This is a genomic window from Streptococcus caecimuris, from assembly GCF_943193075.1.
In the GTDB taxonomy this organism is placed as follows: Bacteria; Bacillota; Bacilli; order Lactobacillales; family Streptococcaceae; genus Streptococcus; species Streptococcus caecimuris.
The window spans coordinates 1-25,735 of the sequence record NZ_CALPCT010000020.1 but is presented as its reverse complement, the minus strand read 5'-3'; the positions used below and the strand labels follow the sequence as shown (position 1 = coordinate 25,735).

The window sequence follows — 25,735 nt, the reverse complement described above, 5'->3', positions numbered from 1 at the left end:
GCTATGCAGCGCTACCGAGCTGGCGGAAAGTGTAAGCTAGTTGCTTATGATTATTTTTGGTTGCGACGACGAACGATAAGTTTGTCAGATTTCGCTTTCTTGTTACGAGTTTTAAGACCAAGCGCAGGTTTACCCCAAGGAGTAGATGGCGCTTTACGTCCAACTGGTGCTTTACCTTCACCACCACCGTGTGGGTGATCATTCGGGTTCATTACAGAACCACGAACTGTAGGGCGAACACCTTTCCAGCGGTTACGTCCCGCTTTACCAAGGTTAACAAGTCCATGTTGTTCGTTTCCGACAACACCAACTGTAGCACGGCAAGTTCCAAGAATCATACGAACTTCGCCTGATTGAAGACGAACAAGTACATATTTACCTTCAGAACCCAATACTTGAGCAGAAGCTCCAGCAGCACGTACCAATTCTCCACCTTTACCAGGTTTCAATTCGATGTTGTGGATCAAAGTACCAACTGGGATGTTAGCAAGTGGAAGAGCGTTTCCGACTTTGATATCTGCTTCTGGTCCTGATACGATACGTTGACCTACTTCAAGACCTTTAGGGGCGATGATGTAAGCTTTCACACCGTCAGTGTAGTGTACAAGTGCGATGTTAGCTGAGCGGTTTGGATCGTATTCGATCGTTTTAACGACTGCTTCAACTCCATCTTTGTTACGTTTGAAATCGATCAAACGGTAATGACGTTTGTGTCCACCACCTTGGTGACGAACAGTGATACGACCGTTATTGTTACGACCTGCTTTGTTTTTAAGAGAAACAAGCAAAGTTTTCTCAGGTGTGTTTGTTGTGATTTCAGCGAAATCCAAAGAAGTCATATTACGGCGACCGTTTGTTGTTGGTTTATAAACACGAATTCCCACGATATTTCCTCCTTAGATTATTCAGCTTCAGTAGCAAACAACTCGATTGCTTTAGAATCAGCTGCAAGCGTGATGATAGCTTTTTTAGTTTTTGAAGTAAAACCAGTGTAACGTCCAACGCGTTTTGCTTTAGGTTTTACGTTTACAGTGTTCACATTCGCAACTTTTACACCTTCAAACGCAGCTTCAACAGCTTGTTTGATCAAAAGTTTGTGAGCGCGAGTGTCAACTTCGAATACATATTTGCCTGCTTCAAGTTGAGCCATTGACTTTTCAGTGATAACAGGTTTTTTGATAACATCATACAAATTCATTATGCAAGAACCTCCTCGATTTTAGAGATAGCTGCTTGAGTAACAAGAAGTTTGTCACTATTTGCGATGTCAAGAACACTTGCAGTTGTAGCAGTCGCAACTTTCACGTTTGGAAGGTTACGAGCTGAAAGAGCTGCGAATTCATTTCCTTCTTCAAGAATAACAAGGACTTTAGAATCGATGCTCAAAGCTGCAAGAACTTTTGCAAATTCAGCAGTTTTTGGAGCTGTAAATTCAAGAGAATCAACGGCTACAAATTTGTTTTCAGCAACTTTTTCTGAGTAAACAGATTTAAGCGCAAGGCGACGAACTTTTTGAGGAAGTTTGTACGCATAGCTACGTGGAGTTGGTCCGAAGACAATTCCACCACCACGCCATTGTGGAGAGCGGATAGAACCTTGACGAGCACGTCCAGTTCCTTTTTGACGCCATGGTTTGCGTCCGCCACCTGAAACGGCTGAACGGTTTTTAACTGCGTGAGTTCCTTGACGAAGGCTAGCACGTTGGCTGATGATCACATCAAATACAACTGCTTGGTTTGGTTCGATACCAAAGATCGCATCGTTAAGAACAACTTCGCCCGCTTGTTTACCAGTTTGGTCGAATAATGTTACATTTGCCATTTTGACTGTATTCCCCTTTCCTTATTATTTACCAGCTTTAACTGCTGACTTGATAGTGATAAGAGATTTCTTAGCACCTGGTACGTTACCTTTGATAAGGATAACGTTCTTTTCTGGAACAACTTGTACAACTTCAAGGTTTTGAATTGTTACACGATCGCCACCCATGCGTCCTGCAAGGTTTTTACCTTTGAATACGCGGTTAGGTGCAACAGGTCCCATAGAACCTGGACGACGGTGGTAACGAGAACCGTGAGCCATAGGTCCACGTGATTGTCCGTGGCGTTTGATAACACCTTGGAAACCTTTACCTTTAGAAGTACCAGTTACATCAACAATGTCTCCAGCTTCGAAAGTGTCAACTGTGATTTCAGCACCAACTTCCAAGCCTTCAACGTTTTTGAATTCACGAATGAAGCGCTTAGGAGCCGTGTTAGCTTTTGCTACATGTCCTTTAGCAGGTTTGTTGCTCAATACTTCGCGTTTGTCATCGAAACCAACTTGGATAGCGTTGTAACCATCTGTTTCAACAGTTTTAACTTGAAGAACAACGTTTGGAGTTGCTTCGATAACTGTTACAGGGATCAATTCGCCAGCTTCAGTGAAGATTTGAGTCATTCCCACTTTTTTCCCTAAGATTCCTTTTGTCATGAGAAAATAGTTCCTTTTCTATAGTTTTTTATTCAAAAAGTTTTTAACGAGCGTTTTTTATGCTCTAGATCAAGCTTTAGATTAAAGTTTGATTTCTACGTTTACACCACTTGGAAGATCCAATTTCATCAAAGCGTCAACTGTTTTTTGAGTTGGGTTGATGATGTCGATCAAACGTTTGTGTGTACGCATTTCGAATTGTTCGCGAGAATCTTTGTATTTGTGAGTCGCACGAATGATTGTGTAGAGGCTACGCTCAGTTGGAAGTGGGATTGGACCCGCAACTTGTGCACCTGTACGAGTAGCTGATTCTACGATTTTTGCAGCCGCTGTGTCGAGTGTACGGTGTTCGTACGCTTTCAAACGGATGCGGATTTTTTTGTTTGCCATCTTTTTCTCCTTTTCGTCTATTTAAGATAATAGGCTAGCTCCACAAGAAAACCGACGCGCGTTGCGTGGCAATGCAACCGAGCGTGTCGCAACCTCTTGCATCAAAGCTAATAGCTGTTTTTCACAGCACCATAGTAGTTTAACACAAACAAAGGCCCAATGCAAGGGATTTGAGAAGATTTTTTTCGTTTTTTTGATGAAAGTGTTTTCGAAAGAAATAGAGTGCTAAAAAAGTTGCTATTATATAGGAAAAAGGGAGCGAGACAGAACAAATTTATATCCAATTTGTTCGTCGTCTCGCCCCCGCACAGTTGATTAGGTTATCTTTGGAGCTTAACAAGCGAACAAAGATACCAATCAACTACTGCGTCTAGCAGTTATTCCTATTATTCTCAGATGGATGTAGTCTTTTTTCTTCCTATTTATCTATTTCTAGAAATTCCGTCCTGATTTGTTATAGCCATATTTTTCGACGAAATGCTCACGGAATTCTAAGAGATTGTCATCCATGATGGCTTGACGGACCTGTTTCATGAGGTTGATCAAGAAATAGAGGTTGTGGTAGCTAGTCAAGCGAATGCCGAAGGTCTCATCTGCCTTGAGGAGGTGGCGAAGATAAGCTCGGGTGTAATTCTTACAAGTGTAGCAATCACATTCGGGATCCAGCGGTGTAAAGTCTTCTGCAAATTGCGCATTTTTCACTACTAGGCGTCCTTGACTAGTCATACAGGTACCATTTCGCGCAATCCGCGTCGGCAAGACACAGTCAAACATGTCCACTCCACGAATAACCCCATCAATCAAACTGTCTGGAGCTCCTACTCCCATGAGATAGCGTGGCTTGTTCTCTGGTAAGAGCGGAGTTGTGAAATCAAGCACGGCATTCATCTCTTCATGGCTTTCCCCAACAGCTAAGCCACCGATGGAATAGCCTGGAAAGTCCATGCTGACCAAATCTTGGGCAGACTGACGGCGCAAGTCTTCAAATCCAGCCCCTTGAACAATCCCGAAAAGACCTTGATCATGAGGACGACGGTGAGCCTTCAGGCCACGTTCTGCCCAACGACTGGTCCGTTCGATTGATTTTTTCACATAATCATAGGGCTGATAGAACTGAGGGCATTCATCAAAGGACATCATGATGTCGCTCCCTAGATTGTTTTGGATGGAGATGGCCTTTTCTGGAGAGAGGAACATCTTCGAGCCGTTGAGGTGGTTTTTAAAGGTTACCCCTTCTTCGGTGATGTTGCGGGTATCCGCTAATGAATAGACTTGGAAGCCTCCACTATCTGTCAAAATCGGCTGGTCCCAGTTCATGAACTGGTGCAGTCCTCCTGCTTTTGCGACCAAGTCGTCCCCGGGACGAAGCCAGAGATGGTAGGTGTTGGCCAAGATAATTCCGGAACCCATTTCCTTGAGTTCTTCTGGCGATTGGGTCTTAACGGTTGCCTGAGTCCCTACAGGCATAAACATTGGGGTTGGGAAGGTCCCGTGAGGGGTGATAATTTCTCCCAGACGAGCACCTGTATGCTTTTCTTTTTTGATTAATCGATATTGAATCGGTGAATCTGTCATGGTTACCTCCGTACTGGGAAAAACAGTCCCAGCCTTCTTATTCCTGTCACAGTTTTCCTGTGAGCACCTGTACGATTGTACCAAATTTTACCGGCTCTGTCACGGACTTATGTTATAATAAAAAGTACTACTATGAAGAGAGTGTCATCTATGAACCTTAAACTGATTCGCCTCCGGGCACGTACCATGCAAGTCCAGCAACCGGGCTTAGCTATCCTTTTTGCTCTTCCGGTCCTGTTGACCATTCTTGCTAACTTCCTCTTAAGTGGGCAAGATCTGGTCGATCTACTACCAGATATGACCTTGCAGCAAGCAAGTATCTACATGATCCAGCGGCAACTCTTTCCTTCTGTCGTCTCCTTTGTCATCTCCATTTTAGTGGTTGGTGCGACTTTTAGCTATTTAGATACGATTAATCCCAAGATCGAACACCGAACACGTGTCTTAGATATCTTTAAACAAGATCGCTTTACCTCTGTATTTGCCACCTTGATCTTGAAGCAAGCCGTCCTCTTTTTATGGGGACTCATCCTCTATGTGGGGAGTCTCATCAGCACCTACGCCAGCATTCGATTTTTAGCGATCTACGATAAGGTGAGCAACCCTAGCACTCTGAGTGCTTCCAGTCCTGAATTCCAATCTCTCATGCAACAAATGCCTCTGATGACTGCTGGTGTCATACTTGGCCTGATTGGCCTCCTCTTTTACCTGCCACAATACTACAGTCTCAGCTTGGTCGAATTGATCCTCTATGAGCAATTACGAGACGGCGACTACAAGGGAGCCTTTGGAGTCCTTCGCCAAAGTCGTGAAACCATGAAAGGGTTCCGCAGCAATCGCTTGGTACTCGATCTAACCTTGATTGGTTGGTACTTCTTGAATTACTTCACGCGCGATGTCATCGGCTTTTATACCATGCCTTACTTTATCAACTGCCAAATTGCCTTTTATGATCAAATCAAGCAGATCAAACAAGGGCCGCGCCATTTTACAGGCCATCCAAGCCATGAAACTGAATAAGAGTAAGAAGAAAACCCCAGCAAGCTGGGGTTTTCTTCTATGATCAATTGTTTATCATTTATAAACCGTATAGGGAGTCTCCTAAGATCAGTCGGGTGTGTTCCCGTTTGATACAGCGGTTCATGACGATATCTTCTCGTCCAGCTCCACGAAGGATTTCTTCTGCTTCTTGATTTTCCAGCTCCAATTGTGCCCAGAAAATTTTCGCATCCGTCTCAATATAATCACGTGCCACATCTGGTAAAAACTCACTGCGTCGGTATACATCGACGATATCTACTGGGAAAGGAATCTCCTGCAAGCTAGCATACACCGTTTCTCCAAGAATCTGGCCACCGGCTGCACGAGGATTAACAGGAATAATCCGATAGCCCCGCTCTTGCATCTCCTTACTGACACGATGACTGGTTGTGTCTTCACGATCAGATAATCCAACTACAGCGATGATCTTGCTCGTTTCTAGGTAATGTTTGATAATGCCATCACTAGGATTGCGAAATGAATAAGCCATAAGAATCTCCTTTTGTATGCGTTTCCTTTCTTTAAATAGTATAACAATACGGAAGGCATTGCAAGTGTTTGTCATTAAAAGAGGTAGGAAACTGAAAAGTCTCCTACCGCTTTCTGTTTTGAACAAACTCAATTTTATTTGGCTTCATACCATGTCTTGCCTTCGTTTTCATCAGCTTCCAGTGGTACTGCAAGTTCGATAGCGGATTCCATGGTCTCTTTGACTAGTTCTTTGATCGCTGCCAGTTCATCACTTGGCACTTGCAGAACGATTTCATCGTGCACTTGAAGAAGCATCTTGGTCTTGTATGCTCCTCTTTCTAGCGTTTGGTCCAAGTGGATCATGGCAATTTTCAAGATGTCTGCTGCAGATCCTTGGATGGGTGAGTTAATAGCTGTCCGCTCCGCAAAGCCTCGAACATTGAAGTTGCGAGAATTGATATCTGGAATCTCCCGACGACGCTTGAAGAGGGTCTCCACATAGCCTTTATCACGCGCTTCCCGTACCACTCTCTCCATATAGTCCTTGATGCCAGGGTAGCGTTCGAAGTAGGTCTCAATATAAGCCTTGGCTTCTTTTCGACTGATCCCTAGGTTGTTAGACAGTCCAAAGTCGGAAATTCCATAAACCACACCGAAGTTTACTGCTTTTGCATTGCGACGGTCGTTCGGCGTCACATCTTCAGGTTTTGCAATATTGAAAACTCGCATAGCAGTCGATGTATGGATATCTGCCCCATGTTTAAAAGCATCAATCAAATGCTCATCTCCCGAAATATGGGCCAAGACGCGCAGTTCGATTTGTGAATAGTCCGAACTCAGCAAGACACTGTTTTCCTCTTCTGGGACAAAGGCCTTACGAATAAGACGACCTTGTTCCAAACGGACAGGAATGTTTTGCAGGTTGGGATCCACACTGGACAAACGGCCTGTCTGCGTCAAATCCTGTACATAGCGGGTATGGATCTTCCCATCTTCCAAAATCCAATCTTGAAGACCGATGACATAGGTCGACTGGATCTTAGCAATTTGGCGGTATTCAAGAATCTTAGACACAATCGGTGCAATTGGAGCCAGGCGTTCCAAGACATCAACGGCTGTTGAATAGCCGGTTTTTGTCTTCTTAGTATATTCAAGAGGGAGTCCCAATTTTTCAAAGAGAATGACCCCCAATTGTTTTGGAGAATTGATATTAAACTCTTCTCCTGCAAGCTCGTAGATTTCTTGAGTCAAGCGCTCCAAGACCACTTCGTTTTCCACCTGCATATCCTCTAGGGTCTGGCGCTCTACCTTGATCCCCGCGATTTCCATCTTGGCCAAAACAGCTGCTAGTGGTTGCTCCATATCATAGAGCAAATCTAGCTGGTCATGGGCTTGCAACTGTTCCACCATGGGCTCTTCGGTATCCAGTAGAACAGCGACTTTCCGTGCCAAATGCTCTAATAGGACCGCCTTTTCTGGGATAGCTTTTTTGGCTCCCTTGCCATAAACGACTTCGTCCAGCGGTAGCGCAATCTGACTATAGAGACTCGCAATGGTTGAAATTTCATTGTCCTCTACGGTCGACAAGAGATACTTGGCCAATCGACTGTCAAACGCGGGATTTTGAAGGGTAATGCCCAAGTGGCTAAGCAAGACCTTGGCCCGCTTGAAGTCATAGACCTTGAGGGGCGTTTTTTCGAGAAATTCTTTGAAAATCGGTGTTTGTAAAAGACCAGTATCTGTACTCGCGTAGAGCTGACCTTCGGTCCCCCATGCAAAACCGATGATGGGTTCCGTATGGTAATTGTCCCCAAAAATCTCAAAATGGAAGAAACTATCTTCCGTGAGCATATCTGAAGTGACTTGCTCGACTTCTGTATAGTCAATGGCTACAGGAGCTGCTTCTTCTCCACTGAGATCCAAGGCCTGACGGAGTTGCTTGAAGCCCATCTCCTCATAAAACTTGGCGAGATTTTCTAGATGAGGGCCCGTATAGGTGATATCGTCAAGCCCAATCTCAATGGGCGCATTGGTATCAATGGTCGCGAGAGTCTTAGACAGATAGGCCTGTTCCTTATCGTTGATGAGGTTTTCCTTCATCTTAGAAGCCTTCATCTCATCGATATGCTCGTAAATACCATCGAGAGAGCCGTACTCTAGGAGTAGTTTGATCCCTGTCTTTTCTCCGATCTTAGTCACACCTGGGATATTATCCGATTTATCTCCCATCAAGGCCTTGAGGTCGATAAATTGCTCTGGTGTCAGACCCATTTTTTCTTTGAGATAGGCTGGAGTGAATTCCTCAAACTCTGCTACCCCTTTTTTGGAAATCTCAACCACCGTATTGTCATCTGTCAGCTGGATCAAATCCTTATCCCCAGAGACAATGGTCACATCAAATGGCACCGAAGTAGTTTCTGCCATCTTATCTAGTGTTCCAATAATATCATCCGCTTCATACTGGGCCAGCTCATAATGGCGGATTCCCAAATGATCCAGTTGCTCACGAATGAAAGGAAACTGCTCGCGGAACTCATCTGGAGTTTTTGCACGGCCCCCTTTGTAGTCGGCATACATCTCCGTCCGAAAAGTCGTCTTTCCTGCATCAAAAGCAACGAGGACATGGGTTGGTTGGATGCGCTCCAAGAGATGGCTCAACATGAGGTTAAAGCCATAGACCGCATTGGTATGCAGACCATTGGCATTTTTGAAGCGATCAATTTGATTATAGAGTGCGAAAAAGGCACGAAAAGCGACGGAAGACCCGTCGATGAGTAGTAATTTATTCTTTTTTTCCATAGGCCTATTATACCACGAATCACAAGGTCTCTGGTACATAAAAACTCTACCCTTTCGGGTAGAGACTTCTTTAGGAGTTTCTTATGAAAAATGAAGAGAAGTGTTTATTCGCCGTAACAAGAACCTTGTTGTGGCAATTTCTTAAAGCGTTTTGGATAATTAACTGAGATTTTCATTTTCTGTACCTCATTTCTTATTGGATGAGTACAGTATACAAGAGAAACCTAAACGATTCCTTATAGAAAGCTTCAAGAAAACTAAAAGCTGAGGCGCAAAACACGCGGTTGTTTTTTCCTACAAGCTGGTAACTGAAGATGAAGCCCTGTCTCATCTTGGCTCCAAGAAAGAAGCTGACTTTCTCCAAGGAGCTCTAGCTTTTGAATGCGCACATGAAGAATTCTCGGTTGCTTGAGATCATAGGCGAGAGACGGTAAGGTCAGCTCTTCTGTCCGTTCACTTGGTTCCAGCTGGATAGCATAAAGTAGGCCTTCACGCATGGTATAGCGGAAATCTTGGCTGGTATAGAGTGGCGCTTCTCCGTCTGAGAAGGAACCTTCCTGGGCCTCGGTCGGTCCGTCCGATGACACCCGCCAAGGCCGACTCTGATAAATAGCTTCTCCATTTACCGCCAGCCAGTCCCCGATCTCTGTGAGGATGTCTTGGTCTTGCTCAGGGATCGTGCCATCTGCCTTGGGTCCAATATTAAGCAGAAGATTGCCATTTTTGGCCACAACATCAACTAAATTTTGTAGTAATTCCTTACTGGTCTTGTAGGCTAGATCCTGGGTATAGCTCCAAGAGTTACGGGCGATCGCGGTATCCATTTGCCACGGAAAGGCTTGAGTCTCTCCGTATCCTCCCCGCTCCATCTCGACGATTCCTGAACCGAAAGGGAGGGCGTCCTGTTTGTAACAAACAGCCACCTTGCGATCCTCTTGTGCTGCTAGATTGTAATAATAAGCCAAAAAGCGCATCAAGTAGGGACGGAAACTCTCATGCTGGATCCACCAGTCAAAATAAAGGAGCTCTGGCTGGTAGTCCCGCACCAGTTCACAGGTTCGCAACAGCCAATCTTCCAAGAATTCTTTACTTGGATAAGGCTTAGAAGTCAGATCAAAATGATCCTTTGGCTCTGACTCCGCTGGCCAATAAAGGCTGTCTCTTGGGACTTCTTGCGGAATGTCACTAGTGAATTCCTTGCCATGTGAAAAGAAAAACTGGTGTTCTGCCCGGTGAGAGGACGTACAGAAGTGCAGGCCACGTTTTTCTGCTTCCTTCCTCAGCTCTCCTAAGACATCTCGTCTCGGCCCCATTTCTAAACTATTATAAGGCGAGAGAGTAGAGGCATACATCTGAAAACCATCGTGGTGCTCCGCAACTGGAAAAAGATACTGGGCTCCCGCTTTTTGAAAGAGATCTAGCCAAGATGCCGGATCAAAGCGATCGGCTGTAAAAAGAGGAATGAGATCCTTGTAGCCAAAGCCGGCCTGGTCTCCAAAATGCTCTCTATGATAGTCATAACAAGGATTCCCTTGGATATACATATTTCGCGAATACCATTCCGAACCAAAGGCAGGTACACTGTAGACGCCCCAGTGGATAAACATTCCAAATTTGGCATCCCGATACCAATCTGGACAGACTTGATGGCTAAGAGAGTCCCAGGTTGGTTCAAAAGGACCTGACTGGATGACTTGATCAATCTCTTCAAGGCTTAACATTCTCTTCTCCTCTTTTCTTGTTACTACCTCTATTGTAACGAGAAAACCTCGTTTGTAAAGGCCAACGAGGGGAATGTTTAAAATAGTAGACAAAGAGCTTGATCTAGGAGAATCAAGCTGATGATGAATGGAATGAAGCTTCTAACCCTTCACTGCTTGAGAAATAAAACGAGAGATGGCGTCTGTCTCCCCTTGGTGGAGAGCCTTAACGATTTTGGACCCCACAATAACCCCATCTGAGACCTTGTTGAAACGGTGAACATCCTCCATGCTGGAAACTCCAAAACCTGTTAAAACAGGAATAGACGCTATTTCATGTAATTGGGTCAAATGGTGATCCAAATCATCTCGATAGCTACCAGCTTTCCCCGTCACTCCATTGACAGCAACGGCATAGATAAATCCTTCTGCATCATGGATCAATTTCTTCTGGCGCTCGATTCCTGTGGTTAAGCTCACTAGTGGCACCAAAGCGATGTCTTTATCCACTAATAGAGGCTCTACCAGATCCGCATGCTCATGAGGAAGATCCGGAATAATCACTCCCTTGACCGCTGTTCCTTCTACATCTCTAAAGAAGTTTTCGAGCCCATATTGGAACAAGGGGTTGAAATAGGTCATGATGACCAAAGGAACAGTAGTCTTCAAGCGCTGGATCGTTTGCACCAGTTCCTGTGTCGTCGTCCCATGGGCTAAACTTCGTAGTCCCGCCTCTTCAATCACAGGGCCATCTGCCACCGGATCCGAAAAAGGAATGCCAACCTCAATAGCTGAGACACCAAGATCTTCCAAAAATTGGATGGTTTCCTGCAAACCTGCCAAGCCTTTTTCATGATCTCCTGCCATAATATAAGGAACAAATATCCCTTGCTGCTGGTCTTTCAGCTTTTGTAAATGCTCTGTTAAGGTCTTTCCCATCTTACTCTCCCCTCTCTTGTTCTAGGCGGTCTTTGACTTGTACCACATCTTTATCCCCACGACCTGATAAGCAAACGATCATGGATTTTTCAGGCCCCATTTCCTTAGCCAACTTCACCGCATAGGCGATAGCGTGGCTCGATTCCAGGGCTGGAATGATTCCTTCTACTTTCGAAAGCAATTGAAAGGCTTCTAGGGCTTCTTTGTCTGTCACTGGCACATAGGTCGCCCGCTTGATGTCATGGAAATAAGAATGCTCTGGCCCAATCCCTGGATAATCGAGACCTGCTGAAATCGAGAAAGCTTCTAAAATCTGTCCATGCGCATCCTGTAACACATCCATCAAGGCGCCGTGAAGGACTCCCGGACGCCCCTTGGTCAAGGTTGCTGCATGCTGGTCTGTATCTACTCCAAGCCCAGCAGCTTCTGCCCCATACATGGCAACAGAGGCATCCTCAACAAAAGGATAAAAGAGGCCAATGGCGTTCGATCCGCCTCCTACACAGGCTAAAACTGCATCTGGTAGTGCACCATCATTTTGCTCTGCAAATTGGCGTTTGGCTTCTCGGCCAATGACACTTTGAAAATCACGGACAATTTCTGGGAATGGGTGAGGTCCTAGAGCAGACCCCATGATATAGTGGGTATCCTCCACATTTGCTACCCAGGCTCTAAGGGCAGCATTGACCGCATCCTTGAGAACACGTGACCCATCTGTTACTGATTGAACCTTGGCGCCCAATAACTCCATCCGAAAGACATTGAGGGCTTGGCGTTTGACATCTTCTTCCCCCATGTAGATGGTGCATTCCATATCAAATAAAGCAGCTGCCGTTGCCGTTGCAACACCGTGCTGTCCGGCCCCTGTTTCTGCGATAATCTTCTTTTTGCCCATCCGGTGTGCCAATAAAACCTGTCCTAGGGCATTATTAATTTTATGAGCCCCTGTGTGGTTGAGGTCTTCTCTTTTAAGAAAGATCTTGGCTCCACCGACATACTTGGTAAGATTTTTAGCATAATAGAGCGGTGTTTCCCGACCGACATATTGTTTCAGAAGCTGATCCAATTCTGCTTGAAAAGAAGGATCTGCTTGACTTTCTCTGTAGGCTTCTTCTAATTCTAAAACTGCTGTCATCAAGGTTTCAGGGACAAATCGTCCCCCGAACCGCCCGTAAAATCCGTTTTGATCTGGTTGTTTATATGCCATGCTTGACCCTTTCTATAAATCGTTTTATCTTTTCTTGATCTTTTATTCCATTTGTCTCGACCCCACTGGATACATCCACCGCATAAGGATGAAAGAAGCGAATAGCATCTGCTACATTGTCTTCCGTCAAGCCTCCTGCAATAAAGAAGGGCTTTGTGAAGTTTTGGGTTTCGAGTTCTTGCCAGTTAAAAGTCTCTCCACTTCCTGCTACAGGAGCATCAAAGAGCAGATAATCGGCACCGGTCTCAGGAAGAGCTGCGTCTTTTCCCACTTGAACAGCGCGAATCGTCTGTTGGGGAAGGTCTTGCAAGATGGTTTCATCCATCGATCCATGCACTTGTATCAGGTCCAAGCCCACAACTTGGCAAGCTTGCTCCACTTCCTCTCTTTGCGGCGATACAAAAACACCGACTTTTTGAACCCCCTTTGGAATCCCTGTAGCCAACTGCCGAGCTTGCTCCAGCGTCACTTGCCGTTTGCTTGGTGCAAAGACAAAACCAATGTAGTCCGCACCGGCCTCAACAGCTGTCTGGACAGCTTCCGGAGTGGACAATCCGCAAATTTTAACCTTTGTCAATCTGCAACTCCTTTACTTTTTCAGCCACATTGTCTGCCTTCATGAGGGCTGTCCCAACGAGAATGCCATTAAAATAAGGAGCCAGCATGCGCGCGTCTGCTGCTGCGAAAATAGCAGACTCAGAGATGTAAACCGGTTCTTGTTCAAAATTGGTCGCCAATTCCAGGCTAGTATGAAGATCAGTCTCAAAGGTCACCAAGTTGCGATTATTCACCCCGATGATCTGAGCACCAATCCGGTGAGCTACCTCTAGTTCTGTCAGATTATGGGTCTCCACCAAGACCTCCAGGCCAAGATGGGTCGCAAACTCATAGAGCTCTTGCAGACGAGTCTCTGATAAGGCTGCAACAATCAACAAGATCACGGTCGCCCCTGCGTTTCGTGCCCGAATTATTTGCTTTTCATCCACAATAAAATCTTTATTGAGGGTGGGAATACGCACTTGACTAGATATTTCCCGGAGATAGTCGATACTGCCCTTGAAAAAAACTTGATCGGTCAAGACAGAAATCATAACTGCCCCATTTTCTTCGTAAGTCTTAGCCTGAGCGACGATATCCACATCGACATGAATATCTCCCAGACTCGGGCTAGCCTTTTTCACTTCCGCAATGACCTGAAGCTTTTCTGGATGACTCTTTAGGTAATCATACAGGCGGTAAGTCTTGCGCAAAGGTTGGAGTTCCTCTTCTTTCATCGCAGCCACTTCACGCGCCTTTTCCTTTAGAATCTTTGGTAAGAATTCTTGACTCATTTTTGATACTCCTGTAATAATCTCAATTTCTCAAGGGCAGCCCCACTGGCAATCACTTCACGTGCCAAGGCAATCCCCTCCTTGATAGAATCTACCTTGCCGTTGGCATAAAAACCAAGGCCAGCATTCAAGACAGTCACCTCTAAGAAGGGACTTGCTTCATTCTCCAAGACGCTGAGCAAAATTTCCGCATTGCGTTTGGCGTCTCCACCTCGTACTTGATCAATTTCAATGCGCTCCATTCCGATATCTTCTGGTTGAAAGCTGGATAAGGTAACCTGTCCATTTTCCAGAATAGCGAGCTGGGTTTCTCCATCAAGGCCTGCCTCGTCCAAACCTTGTGGACCACTCACCACTACTGCGCGTTTCCGACCCAAATTTTTTAGAATCTCTGCCGTACTTTCTAGCATGTCAGGACGACTGGTTCCCAATAGCTGGGTTCCTAGAGGAATCGGATTGATTAGAGGACCAGTTAAGTTCATCACCGTTGGAACCCCTAGCGCCAAGCGAGCAGGCATAATATAGCGCATGCCAGGATGCAGATTTTTGGCAAATAGGAAGACAATTCCCGCCTTTTCAAACACTCGTCCCAAGTCTTCTGGACCCAAATCAAGGTTAATCCCTAGAGCTTCTAATACATCCGCAGAACCAGATTTGGAAGAGATTGAACGATTTCCGTGTTTCGCCATCTTAATCCCACCACCAGCAAGGACGAAGGCAGCTGTTGTTGAAATATTGAAACTATACGAACGATCGCCCCCCGTTCCACAATTGTCCATTGCTCCTTGAACTTCCGTAGGAATAGCGACTGCATAGGCCTGCATCACTTTTGCAATAGCCGTCCGCTCTTCAACCGTTTCTCCCTTCATTTTAAGACCTAGAAGAAGGGCCGTCACCTGTGCTTCTGAAGCACGACCAGCAACGACTTCCTCCATGGCCGCTTCTAACTCTGCACTGGTTAGATCCATTCCTTCTGCTACTTTTGCAAGCACTTGTTTCATCTTCCGCTCCTTGACTAGTTTGACAAAATTTTCGATGGTCTTGAGCCCATCTGGCGTTCCGATACTTTCTGGATGGTATTGAAAACCATAAATCGGTAAGCTACGATGTTGAATCCCCATAATCGCTTGGTCATCCGTCGTCCGAGAGGTAATGACAAAATCCTCTGGCATGTCTTCAATCGTCAACGAATGGTAACGCATGACTGGGACCTCTTTTGCGACACCCGCGTATAGCGGAGAGGGAGCTTCTAGCTGGATCTGGCTTTGTTTGCCATGCATGACCTGTGGTGCCAATCCCAAGCGCCCTCCAAAAACTTCCGCAATCGCTTGATGCCCCAAGCAAATCCCCAAGATTGGTTTGACCCCTGCGAAATCTCGGATCATCTCCTCCATCTTGCCCGCATCCTTTGGCCAACCTGGACCTGGAGAAAAGACCAAGGCATCTGCGTCTTGGGCAGCTTGGTACAGATCCGGATCATCATTTCGAAGCACCTGGACCTCATCAAATTTTCCGATATACTGTGCTAAATTGTAGGTAAATGAATCGTAATTATCTACTAATAAAATCATCCTTCTTCTCCAATCCTTGTCATCGATTTTGCCTTATTGACGGTTTCTTGGTATTCATTTTCAGCGATCGAATCATAAACGATTCCTGCTCCGGCCTGCACATAAGCCTTCTTATTTTTGAGGATCATGGTTCGAATCGCAATAGCAAAATCAAGATCCCCCGTCACAGAGAGATAGCCAATGGCCCCCGCATAGACGCCTCGTTTTTCTTTTTCTGCTTCATAGATTCGCTTCATGGCTCGAATCTTGGGAGCCCCCGAAACGGTTCCAGCTGGAAGAGTTGCCTTCAAAGCCTCAATGGAGGCTAGTCCAGGAAGCAATTGCCCCTTGACCACACTGGTCAGGTGCATGACATAACGGAAGAATTCCACTTCCATATATTTGGTCACTTCAACTGATCCATTTTGAGCGATACGCCCAATATCGTTTCGCCCTAGATCCACCAACATCCGGTGTTCTGCGACTTCTTTTGGATCCCCTGTCAACTCAGCTGCCAATTGCCGATCAGCCTCTTCATCGATCCCTCTGGGACGTGTGCCCGCAATGGGATTGGTTGTCACCACTCGATCCTTGACCGACACCAGACTTTCTGGACTGGCACCGATAATTTGGTACTCCCCAAAATCATAAAAGTAGAGATAATTCGAAGGGTTGGTCACGCGCAAATTGCGGTAATAATCCAATGGTTTTCCTGAAAAATCAGCTGAAAAACGTTGACTGAGCACGCATTGGAACATATCTCCTTTTCGAATATAGTCCCGCGCTAGGGCTACCATTTCCTCAAACTCTTTTTGCTCCAAATGATTGTGGAAATGAAGCGCATGCAGGTCCTTGTCCTGAAACTCTTCTTTTGCAGGTCTTGCCAATTGTGCTAATACTTGCTCCAAGCTCGACGCTTGCTCTGCTTCACTCCGTCCACTATAGAGGTTCTCTTCCACCACATAGACCTTTTCCTTTTTGTGATCAAAAATCACATAGCTTTCATATAAGAAAAAGTGAAGATCTGGTGTGCCGATCGTATCTTCCGGAATGGAACCAATGTTCTCATAGAGACCAATCAAGTCATAGCCGACAAATCCAATCGCTCCACCGTTAAAAGGAAGCTCTTCTGAAGTTTTCGTTTTGACCGTGATGCGATTCAAAAAGTCCAAAGGATCCTCTTCAACAATTTGATCATTGTAATAGAGAATGCCATTTTCAAACTTGACTTCACTGACTGGCCGATAGGCTACAATTGAAAAACGCGCATTCTCTTTTTCACGAGGGATCGACTCCAAGATCATTTTATGGGGCGCGTCCAAACGCATATAAGCCAAAATTGGACTCAACACATCAGCAGATAAAACTTTTTTCATATCAGAAACCTCTCTTTTAGAACTCTTTTTTTAATGAATCGTAACGTCACTTGCTAAGGCGATCAAGGGTAGCCCATCGCTCTATTTGCACTTTGGGATCAATGTGCCTAAGCTCGCTTCGCTTGCTAAGGCACATAGAAAAGCCCTCACACAAAAACTGTGTGAGGGCGTAGTGTCCGCGGTGCCACCTCTTTTATAGGGAAAAATAGCTGGTCTTTCCCTACATCTCTATCTCCTCTATCAAGGAGTTGCACGGTAAGGGGTGCCAACCGAATTCACATGGGTTAGAATTCATTGATCATAACAGTCCAATTTTCATCAGTCGCTATTGCTTGTTCACAATTCCCACAAGCTCCCTGAAAATAGCTGACTCATTACTTTTCTGTTGCTACCATTATAACCCTTTTTCTTAGAAAGTCAATAAAATTTTTAGTCTTTTTTTATACTTTTTTCTACACTTATTTAATAAAATCAGCTCAAAGAGCCCTAGCGGCCCGTCCTTTTTATCCCAACAATAGGATACTCAATAAAGCTAAAATTGCAGGTCCACCTTGGGTCAAGATAATCTTTTTATTGGCTGTCATCGCACCGTAGGCTGCAGCTCCAATAATAAAAAGCACAAAAATCGTAACAACTTCACTATTTTTAGAGACAAACAATCCATACAAGAGGAAGACACCAATCAAGGCATTGTATATCCCTTGATTCTTAAATAAAGAGGTCACAGATGGGCGAGCGAGTTCTTCTTTATCCATGTTGAAAACCCGACTTGTGGTATCAGATGTGGTTCTGATGCTCTCCAAATAAAAAATATACAAATGCTCCAGTGCAGCAAGACTTGCTAAAATAATCGTCAGTAATGACATCGTAGATTCCCCTTTTTATTCAACTGTTATTTGTTCAATGCCAGATACTAATTTGTCCAGCAGGTAAGAAAATTGCTCTTGTTCTTGAGCAGTCAAAATCCGACTCATCTGTTCTTTCACCGCCACATGATAGCGAGGGGGATGTTTGACCAAACGATTATAGGCCGTATCCGTCAAATGAATTAAGATTTCCCGCTGATTCTTTGGATTTCGACTCCGATGGACAAATCCTTCCTTTTCTAATATTTTGAAATGTCGGGTTAAAGCCGCTGGATCAATCTGCAAGCGCTCCTGAACCGCGATCTGATTGCAAGGCGCTTGTTCTAACAAATCCTGCAAGATTTGGTAACGTGTTAAGCTAATCCCTAGGCGCTTTTCAAATAACTGTGTAGTTGATTGATCTGCCAAGCGTAGTTGGTAGAGCAAATCATTTATTTCTGCCATGTCCCTTCCTCTATTCATTTTTGATAAATCAATAATTGACTAATCAATTATAAAGCATTTCATATCCTCTGGCAAGAAAAAGAGCTTGCACTATTCTTTCACACAAAAAAAGCCGCCTGATTTGGCGACTCTTAGGGAGATTATTATGAAAAAGAAAAGTTTTAGGATTTTTCTAAACAAAGTTAGGAGGTCCTTGTTTATGCTTCTATTATAGCGGACATTTCTTAAAGAAAGCTTACGACTTTATTTCAAAATGAAAACAAATTCTTTACAGATTCTTTTCAGCGTTTAAAATAGCTGGGATATCTAGTAAGGTGTTCATCTGATGATTGCCTTGATAGTCAGACGTCAAGAAATTGATACTCTGAATCTGGCTATTTCTTGCAAAGTCAATATCCAGGCTCCGATCCCCAATATAGTAGGTCTTTTCTGGCTCCAACCCGTACTTCTCCATCAGATACATGGCAGCTTCTGGGTCAGGCTTGCGGGCAAAACCACTTTGACTGGTCAAAATCTCTGTAAAAAAAGATTCTAAACCCAAGTCCCGCAGGATGACAAAGGCATTCTCTCCCTTATGGGTATAGACAAACTGCTCAATTCCAGCTTCTTGTCCCCAAGATAGGATATCACGCGCCCCATCCATCAGAAGGACCTGGGCATTTTTCTCCGCCAGACTTTCTGCTCGGCGATGATTCAAGTCCGTCACATCCAGATGATACTCCTCCGCCACGGCTACTAAAAGATCTTGAACCGAATGCTTCAAGATGAAATCTTTAATGCTGGCTCGGTCAAAGGGAAGCTGATAAGTTGCATAGGTCTCCTCAAGACCTGCTAAAATAGCATCATAGGAATCCAGCAAGGTCCCATCCAAATCCCAAATAAAGGCTCGTTTTGTCATTTTTTCTCTCCTACTTTTCGTCTATAAAGTTGACTCAAAAATAGCCAACGGAAGCCATTGTCGAGCAGTGTCCCCGTCCAGACCCCTGGAAGGCCAAAGCCAAGGGTTACTCCAAGCAGATAACCGGCTCCAATTCGAATGACCCACATGCCAATCGTCGTCGCATAAAATGGAAGCTTCCCATTTCCCAAGCCTTGCCAAACAGCTGTATAGATGACCGTTCCTGCTGTAAACGGCGTTCCTAACAAAGAAAAGAGGACAACCGATAAACTAGCTTCTACTGCTTTTGTATCTTGTGTGTAGAGATGGGTCAGAAGGGTGCCCCCAAAAAAGATTCCCAAGGCAATGGGTAACATTAATACAAAGGACAAGCAGTAAGACTGCTTTCGAAGGCGGGCAATCTGCTCAAGATCACCTTCACCCAGGCTCCGTGCTACGAGCATGACCGTCGCTGTGGCCACCCCAAACACAGGCATGTAGTTAAACTGGGTCAAGGTCTCTCCGATAGCATTTCCTGCGACTGCCTCGGTCCCAAAAGCAACCACGATCGCAATGATTACCACATCTCCAGCCCGCATCATCAGCCGCTCTCCGGCTGCTGGAAGTGCTAAGTTCAAGAGCTTACGATCCAATCCCCAACCAAGGGGGGCAAAGGGTAGCTGGACCTTTTGCCACAAGAGGATGACGCCCACCAGACGGGCAAGCACCGTCCCCAAAGCTGCTCCAACAATGCCCCAACCAAAAAGGAAAATAGCCACAGAGGAGAATAGAGCATTTAAAACATTGGTCAACAAGCTTACATACATAGGAATACGTGGATTGTTGGCCACCCGAACCAAGGAGCCCAAGGCCGTCATCAATCCTAAGAGAACTATGGTCCCGCCAACCAAGGAAAGGTAAATCCCCCCACTTTCGGCTACTGCAGCTTCAGTCCCCAACAGCGAAATCATCTGGCGTCCAAATAACAGCGAAGCCCCTCCTAAGAGAGCACTCAACAACAAGGTCACCTTCAGTGACTCTGTCGCATGGTAGGCAATGTTGGCTTGATTTTTTTCACCCAAGCTTTTGGACATAACACTGGCAACTGCCGCACCCAGTGCCAAAAAGATGGCTTGATAGATCGTGATGATATTCCCTGCGACGGAAACACCTGAGATGGCAATCAAGCCCAGGTGAGCCACTAAATAAGAGTCCACCATGCCCATCAGCATTTGTAAGAAATTTTCACCCATGGCAGGAAGGGCGATGTTTAAGATTTTTTTGTATGAATTCATGCGTATAGAAAAGAGCCAAACGGCTCTTTTGATCTTTCTAATAGGAAGAATTAAAGTCCCAAGTAGTCTTCTACGGCTGCTTGCATGTCTTTGGCTGCCACGCTTGTACGATGGCGAACCGGTGCAGTTTCAAGGCCGTCTACAGCCGGTGGCACAGGAACACCTGAGAGTGTGTGTAATTTAGCCAAGGCTTCGAAATCACCTAGACCTGTCTCGCCCGTCACCGCTTCTACTGCCACAACTGGGAATTTATAAGGACTTGCTGTAGAGGCAATGACTGTTTTAGCAGTATCCCCTGTTTGGGTCCGGTATTTTTGATAAACGGCTGATGCTACGGCTGTATGAGGGTCTTCGATGTAATCAGACGCTTCATAGACCCGCTTGATCTCTGCAGCAGTTTCTGCTTCATCTGCGTATGCAGCCGCAAACAAATCTAAGATGTCTGCATCAAAGTTGGACAATTGGTACTGACCTGTTGCAACAAGGCTTTCCATCAATTCTTTGGTCTTTGTGGCATCATTGCCTACCAAGTGGAAAATCAAGCGTTCCAAGTTTGAAGAGACCAAAATATCCATCGATGGACTGGTGGTCACCTTGAACTCACGTTTCTTATCATAGACATGTGTTTTGAAGAAGTCTGTCAAGACATTGTTTTCATTTGACGCACAGATCAATTTCCCAACTGGAAGACCGATTTGTTTGGCATAGAAAGCTGCCAAGATATTTCCAAAGTTTCCTGTTGGGACGGTAAAGTTGACTTTTTCTCCCGCTGTGATTTGGCCTGTCTTCACCAATTGCGCATAGGCGTATACGTAATAGACAACCTGAGGCACCAAACGGCCAATGTTCATAGAGTTGGCTGATGAGAATTGCATCTTGTTGGCTGCTAATTTTTCACGGAGCGCCACATCATTGAACATGTGTTTGACATTGGTTTGGGCATCGTCAAAGTTTCCATCGATCGCGATGACATGGGTATTATTCCCCGTTTGAGTCGTCATTTGCAACTCTTGCACCTTGCTGACACCATCTTTTGGATAAAAGACAATGATCTCTGTCCCTGGAACATCTGCAAAACCTGCCATGGCAGCTTTACCAGTATCTCCAGAAGTCGCCGTCAAGATGACAATTTTATTTTCCAAACCGTGCTTTTTAGCTGCTGTTGTCATAAAGTAAGGCAAGATCGACAAAGCCATATCTTTAAAGGCAATAGTGGAGCCGTGGAAGAGTTCCAAATTGTATTGCCCATCGAGTTTGACAAGAGGAGCAATAGCTGGGGTATCAAACTTGCTGTCATAAGCATGAGAAATACAGTAGTCCAACTCTTCTGCTGTAAAGTCGTCCAAAAAGGCTGACAAAACAAGCTTGGCCACTTCTTGGTAAGAAGCGTCTTTGAGGGTATCAAAATCCAGCTCTACTTGAGGATAAGAGACTGGAGTAAACAAACCGCCATCTGTCGCCAATCCTTGAAGGATGGCTTGACTAGCTGTTACAGTATTTTTTTCATCTCGTGTTGATTGATAAACTAATGTCATGACTGTTTCATTCCTTTACTAGTAGTCTTCTCATTATATCATAAATGTCAGAAAATTTAACGGCTTTTCGCCAAATCTTGGCAAAGGTCGGCAAACAGAAGCTAGATAAAAGAGAGCAGGCGCAACGACTTTGCTCCTACTCCCATGCGAATCTGTTTTTCAGGTGTCTGCAAGACTTGATCAAGCCAATCCCAACTCTGCTAAAACAGATGGGAAGTCTTTCTTCAAGCTTTCAAGAGCTACCGTTACTTCTTGACGAGTTTGGTTGTTTTTCACAGTAACTTGACCGCTCTCAACTTCACTACTTCCTAAGGTAATCAAGGCTTTGGCCGCAAAGACATCTGCTGACTTAAATTGTGCCTTGAGCTTGCGTCCAAGGTAATCACGTTCTGCCTTGAAACCTTGGATTCGAAGGGCCTGAACCAAGCTAAGCGCTGCTTCATTGACTTCATCTCCTAGGACAGCAATATAGGCATCTAGGCCTGTTTCGATCGGCAATTCAATGCCTTTCTTTTCAAGGACAAGAAGGATCCGTTCCACACCGATACCAAATCCAAAACCAGCTGTCGCAGGGCCACCGAAGTATTCAACCAAACCATCATAGCGACCACCCGCACAGACTGTCAATTCATTGCCTTCAATTTCTGTAATGAACTCAAAAATCGTGTGGTTGTAGTAATCCAAGCCACGCACCATATTGGTATCGATGACATAGGCTACCCCCAAGTCTTCCAACATCCGACGAACCGCATCAAAATGCGCTTGGCTTTCTTCATCAAGATAGTCTAGGATGGAAGGAGCCTGTTCAACCGCCGCCTTGTCTTCTTTTTCTTTTGAATCCAAGACACGAAGCGGATTTTCTTCTAAGCGACGTTGGCTGTCCTTAGACAATTGATCCTTCATTGGCAAGAGATAATCAATCAAGGCTTGACGATAAGCCTGACGACTAGCAGGGCTTCCCAAGGTGTTCAAGTGCAAGGTCACATTGTCAATTCCTAGTTCTTTCAGGAATTGCGCTGCCATGGCAATGGTTTCGACATCCGTTGCAGGATTGCTCGATCCAAAGCATTCTACCCCAATTTGGTGGAATTGACGCAAACGACCTGCTTGAGGACGTTCGTAGCGGAACATTGGGCCTATGTAATAGAACTTACTTGGTTTTTGTACCTCAGGCGCAAAGAGTTTATTTTCTACATACGAGCGGACAACAGGAGCTGTTCCTTCTGGACGAAGTGTGATATGACGGTCTCCCTTGTCATAGAAGTCATACATTTCCTTGGTAACGATATCCGTCGTATCCCCTACTGAACGGCTGATGACTTCATAATGTTCGAAGATCGGTGTGCGGATTTCATCATAATTGTATCGCGCAAAGACCTTGCGTGCAAAGTCTTCTACATATTGCCATTTCGCTGAATCGCCAGGAAGGATATCCTGGGTCCCTTTTGGTTTTTGTAATTTCATAGCCTTCATCCTTTGTCTTACTTTTGCCTCTATTTTACCACAAATTCGAAGAGAAATGGAGGCTGGATCGAATTTCCTTCGATCGACATGTTCAAAACTTCTTTCTCTTCTTGCCTTATCAGCCGAATTATGAGAAAATGGAAGCCATACTACACTGAAAGGATCTTGCGATGAGAGAGGATATCAAAATCAATGACCGCGCCCTGGCACTAGAGAAGTCATTAATCGAAAAATTGGAGCTTGTATTTGATACCGATGTTGAGTTAGATGTTTATAATCTGGGACTGATCTACGAGATCCATCTAGATGAAGCCGGCACTTGCAAGGTGGTTATGACCTTTACCGATACGGCTTGTAGCTGTGCTGAGAGCCTTCCGATCGAAATCGTCGCTCGCCTAAAAGAAATCGAGGGGATCGAAGATGTCAAGGTTGAAGTAACTTGGTCTCCCGCTTGGAAAATTACACGAATCAGCCGATACGGGCGCATCGCCCTTGGCCTTCCACCACGATAATAAGTATTACCTTTTAAAAAATGCATTCAACTAACGAAGGAAGGCCTCTTTGGAAATCCGATCCACAATAAAAACGAGGAACACCAGCTCTGACATCAGAGTCTGTTCCTCGTTTTTTATAATGTTTAAATCCATTCAAACTTTTTCACTACCAGAATGGACTAAGCCTGGTCAGCTTTTGGTTCAGGAAGGATTTGATACAACACAATTCCAAGAATGGTTGACGTTGCGACACCAGTGATTTGAAGACCACCGAGGTCAATCATCAAACCACCGATCCCTGATACCAAGATCACACTTGCAATCAAGAGATTCTTTTTATTATCAAAATCAATCTTATGTTCAACTAAAATTTTCAAACCGCTAGCAGCGATAACCCCAAAGAGGGCAATAGACAAACCTCCCAATACAGGAGTTGGAATAGAGTGCAAGAGTGCTGATAGCTTCCCAATAAAGCTCATGACAACCGCAATCACTGCTGCACCTGAAATAACGTAAACTGAGTAGACCTTACTAAGGGCCATCACCCCAATGTTTTCCCCATAAGAAGTTACTGGAGGAGCTCCAAAGAATCCAGCAATAATCTGTGCCAAGCCATCACCAGTAAGCGTATGGTCAAGCCCTGGATCCTTGAAGTAATCACGCTCAGTCAAACTATTTAAAACCATGAGGTGACCAAAATGTTCCGTCATGGTCACAAAGGCAATCGGAGCCATGGTCAAAATCGCACTTGGATAGAGCTTAAAGCTATAATCCACAAATGGAATGTCAAAGTTTGGAACTTGAATCCAATGCGCCGCACTTACCTCTGAGAAATTGACAAAACTATGTCCTGTCAGCAAACCAAGAACCAATGAGAAAATATAGCCCACAATTAATCCAAGTAAAATTGGGACGACACCGATAATCTTCTTGCCGTACATGTTAAATAGGATAACCGCAAAGAGGGTCACCATCGAAATCAATAGAGCATAACCACTATAGCTTTTATTTAAGGTTGTCGCATCAGTGACGGCATTCTTCGCAAGACTCAAACCAATTACCATGATAATGGGACCAACCACGATTGGTGGAAGGACCTTATTAATCCAATCTTTACCCGCATGCTTAACAATTAGAGCTACAAACAAGTAGACCAAACCACCCGCCATGGCACCCTGGGCAACTGCTGCGATCCCATCTGTTTTCATCAACATCTGCATAGCAGCAATATAAGCAAAACTAGATCCCATGTAGGCTGGAATCTTATACTTGGTCACGGTTAAGTGAGCCAAGGTCCCCAAACCAGATGAGAACAAAGCAATGGCAGGATCAATCCCAACCAAAATCGGCACCAGCACTGTCGCCCCAAACATGGCAAACAAATGCTGGAAAGATAAACCAACCAATAAACCAGGTTTTGGCATATCATTCACATCATATTTAACGTCATTCACGATCGTAAAAACCTCCTAAAATTAAGATGCGACAAGCTATGGCTGAACAAAAACGTCTACCTTCGATGACCAAATCGTAAGGGAGTGCTTCATGCTCCATCATCGACGATTTCTTTTTTATCAAACCACTTTTCAATATACAAAAAAATCCCCCACAACAAGGAGATACACAAAATATAGGCTGGTCTTCCCAGGCCTTTCATTTCCATAGCTCCTTGCCTGCCTCTCTGGACAGTATTAAAGGATTGATTCGATTAGTCACAATTATAGCAAATTATAGACGGATTTACAAGAAAAATGACAGATAATACACTCAAATCCCCCAAAAAGTAATATTCATACGCTTCAGCGACAGGGTTAAAAATAGCTACTTTGAGCCAAAAAAGAGGCTGGGACAAAAGTCCTAGCCTCTCAATTATTTTTGGATTGTCGAGCAAGACGCAGTGGTTGAGTGG

25 protein-coding genes and 1 pseudogene are annotated in these 25,735 nt (G+C 44.8%); 2 read left to right on the top strand and 24 right to left on the bottom strand.

Translation table 11 applies throughout. The annotated features are described in order from the left end of the window. Nucleotides 1-50: 50 nt before the first annotated feature. The 6 genes from rplB to tgt all read right to left on the bottom strand — a co-directional run bounded on the left by rplB (nucleotide 51) and on the right by tgt (nucleotide 4,437). Complete coding sequence (gene rplB / locus NFR56_RS08230) at nucleotides 51-884, bottom strand: 50S ribosomal protein L2 (RefSeq protein ID WP_000512900.1); 834 nt, start codon at nucleotides 882-884, stop codon at nucleotides 51-53. 17 nt (nucleotides 885-901) lie between these two features. Next, the gene (locus NFR56_RS08225; protein WP_003009593.1) at nucleotides 902-1,198 is read right to left on the bottom strand and encodes a 50S ribosomal protein L23; all 297 of its coding nucleotides are present in this window, start codon (nucleotides 1,196-1,198) and stop codon (nucleotides 902-904) included. Then, nucleotides 1,198-1,821, bottom strand: a complete 624-nt coding sequence (rplD, locus tag NFR56_RS08220) for a 50S ribosomal protein L4 (RefSeq protein ID WP_003009591.1) — start codon at nucleotides 1,819-1,821, stop codon at nucleotides 1,198-1,200. The genes NFR56_RS08225 and rplD overlap by 1 nt, the downstream gene beginning before the upstream one ends. 24 nt (nucleotides 1,822-1,845) lie before the next feature. Next, nucleotides 1,846-2,472, bottom strand: a complete 627-nt coding sequence (rplC, locus tag NFR56_RS08215; RefSeq protein ID WP_003010846.1) for a 50S ribosomal protein L3 — start codon at nucleotides 2,470-2,472, stop codon at nucleotides 1,846-1,848. An 81-nt stretch (nucleotides 2,473-2,553) separates the two neighbouring features. After that, the gene (rpsJ, locus tag NFR56_RS08210; RefSeq protein WP_003009585.1) at nucleotides 2,554-2,862 is read right to left on the bottom strand and encodes a 30S ribosomal protein S10; all 309 of its coding nucleotides are present in this window, start codon (nucleotides 2,860-2,862) and stop codon (nucleotides 2,554-2,556) included. Between the two features lie 432 nt (nucleotides 2,863-3,294). Beyond that, a complete protein-coding gene (gene tgt, locus NFR56_RS08205; RefSeq protein ID WP_003010858.1) occupies nucleotides 3,295-4,437 on the bottom strand; it encodes a tRNA guanosine(34) transglycosylase Tgt in 1,143 nt (380 codons plus the stop codon). A gap of 150 nt (nucleotides 4,438-4,587) precedes the next feature. Between tgt and NFR56_RS08200 the strand changes: the two genes are divergently transcribed. Then, the gene (locus NFR56_RS08200; RefSeq protein ID WP_201037243.1) at nucleotides 4,588-5,457 is read left to right on the top strand and encodes a DUF975 family protein; all 870 of its coding nucleotides are present in this window, start codon (nucleotides 4,588-4,590) and stop codon (nucleotides 5,455-5,457) included. A 58-nt stretch (nucleotides 5,458-5,515) separates the two neighbouring features. Here NFR56_RS08200 and NFR56_RS08195 read toward each other — a convergent pair whose 3' ends face one another. The 16 genes and pseudogenes from NFR56_RS08195 to hisS form a co-directional block, all read right to left on the bottom strand. Further along, the gene (locus NFR56_RS08195) at nucleotides 5,516-5,968 is read right to left on the bottom strand and encodes a CoA-binding protein (RefSeq protein ID WP_251458560.1); all 453 of its coding nucleotides are present in this window, start codon (nucleotides 5,966-5,968) and stop codon (nucleotides 5,516-5,518) included. A gap of 134 nt (nucleotides 5,969-6,102) precedes the next feature. Further along, nucleotides 6,103-8,748 (bottom strand): DNA polymerase I, encoded by a 2,646-nt coding sequence (polA, locus tag NFR56_RS08190; RefSeq protein WP_251458558.1) that lies wholly within the window; start codon nucleotides 8,746-8,748, stop codon nucleotides 6,103-6,105. A gap of 257 nt (nucleotides 8,749-9,005) precedes the next feature. Further along, nucleotides 9,006-10,469: an alpha-L-fucosidase gene (locus NFR56_RS08185; protein ID WP_251458556.1), complete on the bottom strand. Its 1,464-nt coding sequence runs from the start codon at nucleotides 10,467-10,469 to the stop codon at nucleotides 9,006-9,008. Between the two features lie 141 nt (nucleotides 10,470-10,610). Further along, on the bottom strand, nucleotides 10,611-11,387 hold the full coding sequence (gene trpA, locus NFR56_RS08180) for a tryptophan synthase subunit alpha (protein WP_251458554.1): 777 nt from the start codon (nucleotides 11,385-11,387) through the stop codon (nucleotides 10,611-10,613). A 1-nt stretch (nucleotide 11,388) separates the two neighbouring features. Beyond that, nucleotides 11,389-12,594 (bottom strand): tryptophan synthase subunit beta, encoded by a 1,206-nt coding sequence (trpB, locus tag NFR56_RS08175; RefSeq protein WP_251458552.1) that lies wholly within the window; start codon nucleotides 12,592-12,594, stop codon nucleotides 11,389-11,391. Continuing rightward, nucleotides 12,584-13,171, bottom strand: a complete 588-nt coding sequence (locus NFR56_RS08170) for a phosphoribosylanthranilate isomerase (protein ID WP_251458550.1) — start codon at nucleotides 13,169-13,171, stop codon at nucleotides 12,584-12,586. Before NFR56_RS08170 ends, trpB begins: the two co-directional genes overlap by 11 nt. After that, nucleotides 13,158-13,925, bottom strand: a complete 768-nt coding sequence (gene trpC / locus NFR56_RS08165) for an indole-3-glycerol phosphate synthase TrpC (protein ID WP_251458547.1) — start codon at nucleotides 13,923-13,925, stop codon at nucleotides 13,158-13,160. The genes NFR56_RS08170 and trpC overlap by 14 nt, the downstream gene beginning before the upstream one ends. Then, complete coding sequence (trpD, locus tag NFR56_RS08160; protein ID WP_251458562.1) at nucleotides 13,922-14,926, bottom strand: anthranilate phosphoribosyltransferase; 1,005 nt, start codon at nucleotides 14,924-14,926, stop codon at nucleotides 13,922-13,924. The genes trpC and trpD overlap by 4 nt, the downstream gene beginning before the upstream one ends. Before the next feature lie 9 nt (nucleotides 14,927-14,935). Beyond that, nucleotides 14,936-15,496 (bottom strand): annotated as a pseudogene (locus NFR56_RS08155) (aminodeoxychorismate/anthranilate synthase component II); the annotation flags it as partial. Next, nucleotides 15,493-16,851: an anthranilate synthase component I gene (gene trpE / locus NFR56_RS08150; RefSeq protein ID WP_134974745.1), complete on the bottom strand. Its 1,359-nt coding sequence runs from the start codon at nucleotides 16,849-16,851 to the stop codon at nucleotides 15,493-15,495. The pseudogene NFR56_RS08155 and the gene trpE, both read right to left, overlap by 4 nt. Before the next feature lie 503 nt (nucleotides 16,852-17,354). Further along, nucleotides 17,355-17,717 carry a DUF1304 domain-containing protein gene (locus NFR56_RS08145; protein ID WP_003009544.1) on the bottom strand — a complete coding sequence of 121 codons (363 nt, stop codon included), beginning with the start codon at nucleotides 17,715-17,717 and terminating at the stop codon, nucleotides 17,355-17,357. A 15-nt stretch (nucleotides 17,718-17,732) separates the two neighbouring features. Then, nucleotides 17,733-18,161, bottom strand: coding sequence for a MarR family winged helix-turn-helix transcriptional regulator (locus tag NFR56_RS08140; RefSeq protein ID WP_023920160.1), 429 nt, complete (start codon nucleotides 18,159-18,161; stop codon nucleotides 17,733-17,735). A 268-nt stretch (nucleotides 18,162-18,429) separates the two neighbouring features. Then, nucleotides 18,430-19,059, bottom strand: a complete 630-nt coding sequence (locus tag NFR56_RS08135; RefSeq protein ID WP_061590688.1) for an HAD-IA family hydrolase — start codon at nucleotides 19,057-19,059, stop codon at nucleotides 18,430-18,432. Next, the gene (locus NFR56_RS08130; protein WP_118096279.1) at nucleotides 19,056-20,333 is read right to left on the bottom strand and encodes an MATE family efflux transporter; all 1,278 of its coding nucleotides are present in this window, start codon (nucleotides 20,331-20,333) and stop codon (nucleotides 19,056-19,058) included. The genes NFR56_RS08135 and NFR56_RS08130 overlap by 4 nt, the downstream gene beginning before the upstream one ends. Before the next feature lie 50 nt (nucleotides 20,334-20,383). Further along, entirely contained in the window at nucleotides 20,384-21,868 is a 1,485-nt protein-coding gene (gene thrC / locus NFR56_RS08125; protein WP_003009533.1) for a threonine synthase, read from the bottom strand. A 180-nt stretch (nucleotides 21,869-22,048) separates the two neighbouring features. Further along, on the bottom strand, nucleotides 22,049-23,332 hold the full coding sequence (hisS, locus tag NFR56_RS08120; RefSeq protein ID WP_134974746.1) for a histidine--tRNA ligase: 1,284 nt from the start codon (nucleotides 23,330-23,332) through the stop codon (nucleotides 22,049-22,051). Between the two features lie 170 nt (nucleotides 23,333-23,502). Between hisS and NFR56_RS08115 the strand changes: the two genes are divergently transcribed. Next, nucleotides 23,503-23,844: a metal-sulfur cluster assembly factor gene (locus tag NFR56_RS08115; RefSeq protein ID WP_013904437.1), complete on the top strand. Its 342-nt coding sequence runs from the start codon at nucleotides 23,503-23,505 to the stop codon at nucleotides 23,842-23,844. Nucleotides 23,845-24,005: 161 nt separating this feature from the next. Here the strand turns inward: NFR56_RS08115 and NFR56_RS08110 are convergent, their stop codons facing one another. Both NFR56_RS08110 and NFR56_RS08105 read right to left on the bottom strand, forming a co-directional pair. Further along, nucleotides 24,006-25,280 carry a uracil-xanthine permease family protein gene (locus tag NFR56_RS08110; protein ID WP_118398143.1) on the bottom strand — a complete coding sequence of 425 codons (1,275 nt, stop codon included), beginning with the start codon at nucleotides 25,278-25,280 and terminating at the stop codon, nucleotides 24,006-24,008. 254 nt (nucleotides 25,281-25,534) lie between these two features. Then, nucleotides 25,535-25,735, bottom strand: a 201-nt coding sequence (locus NFR56_RS08105; protein WP_223325776.1) for a hypothetical protein, incomplete at its 5' end; no start/stop codon positions are given.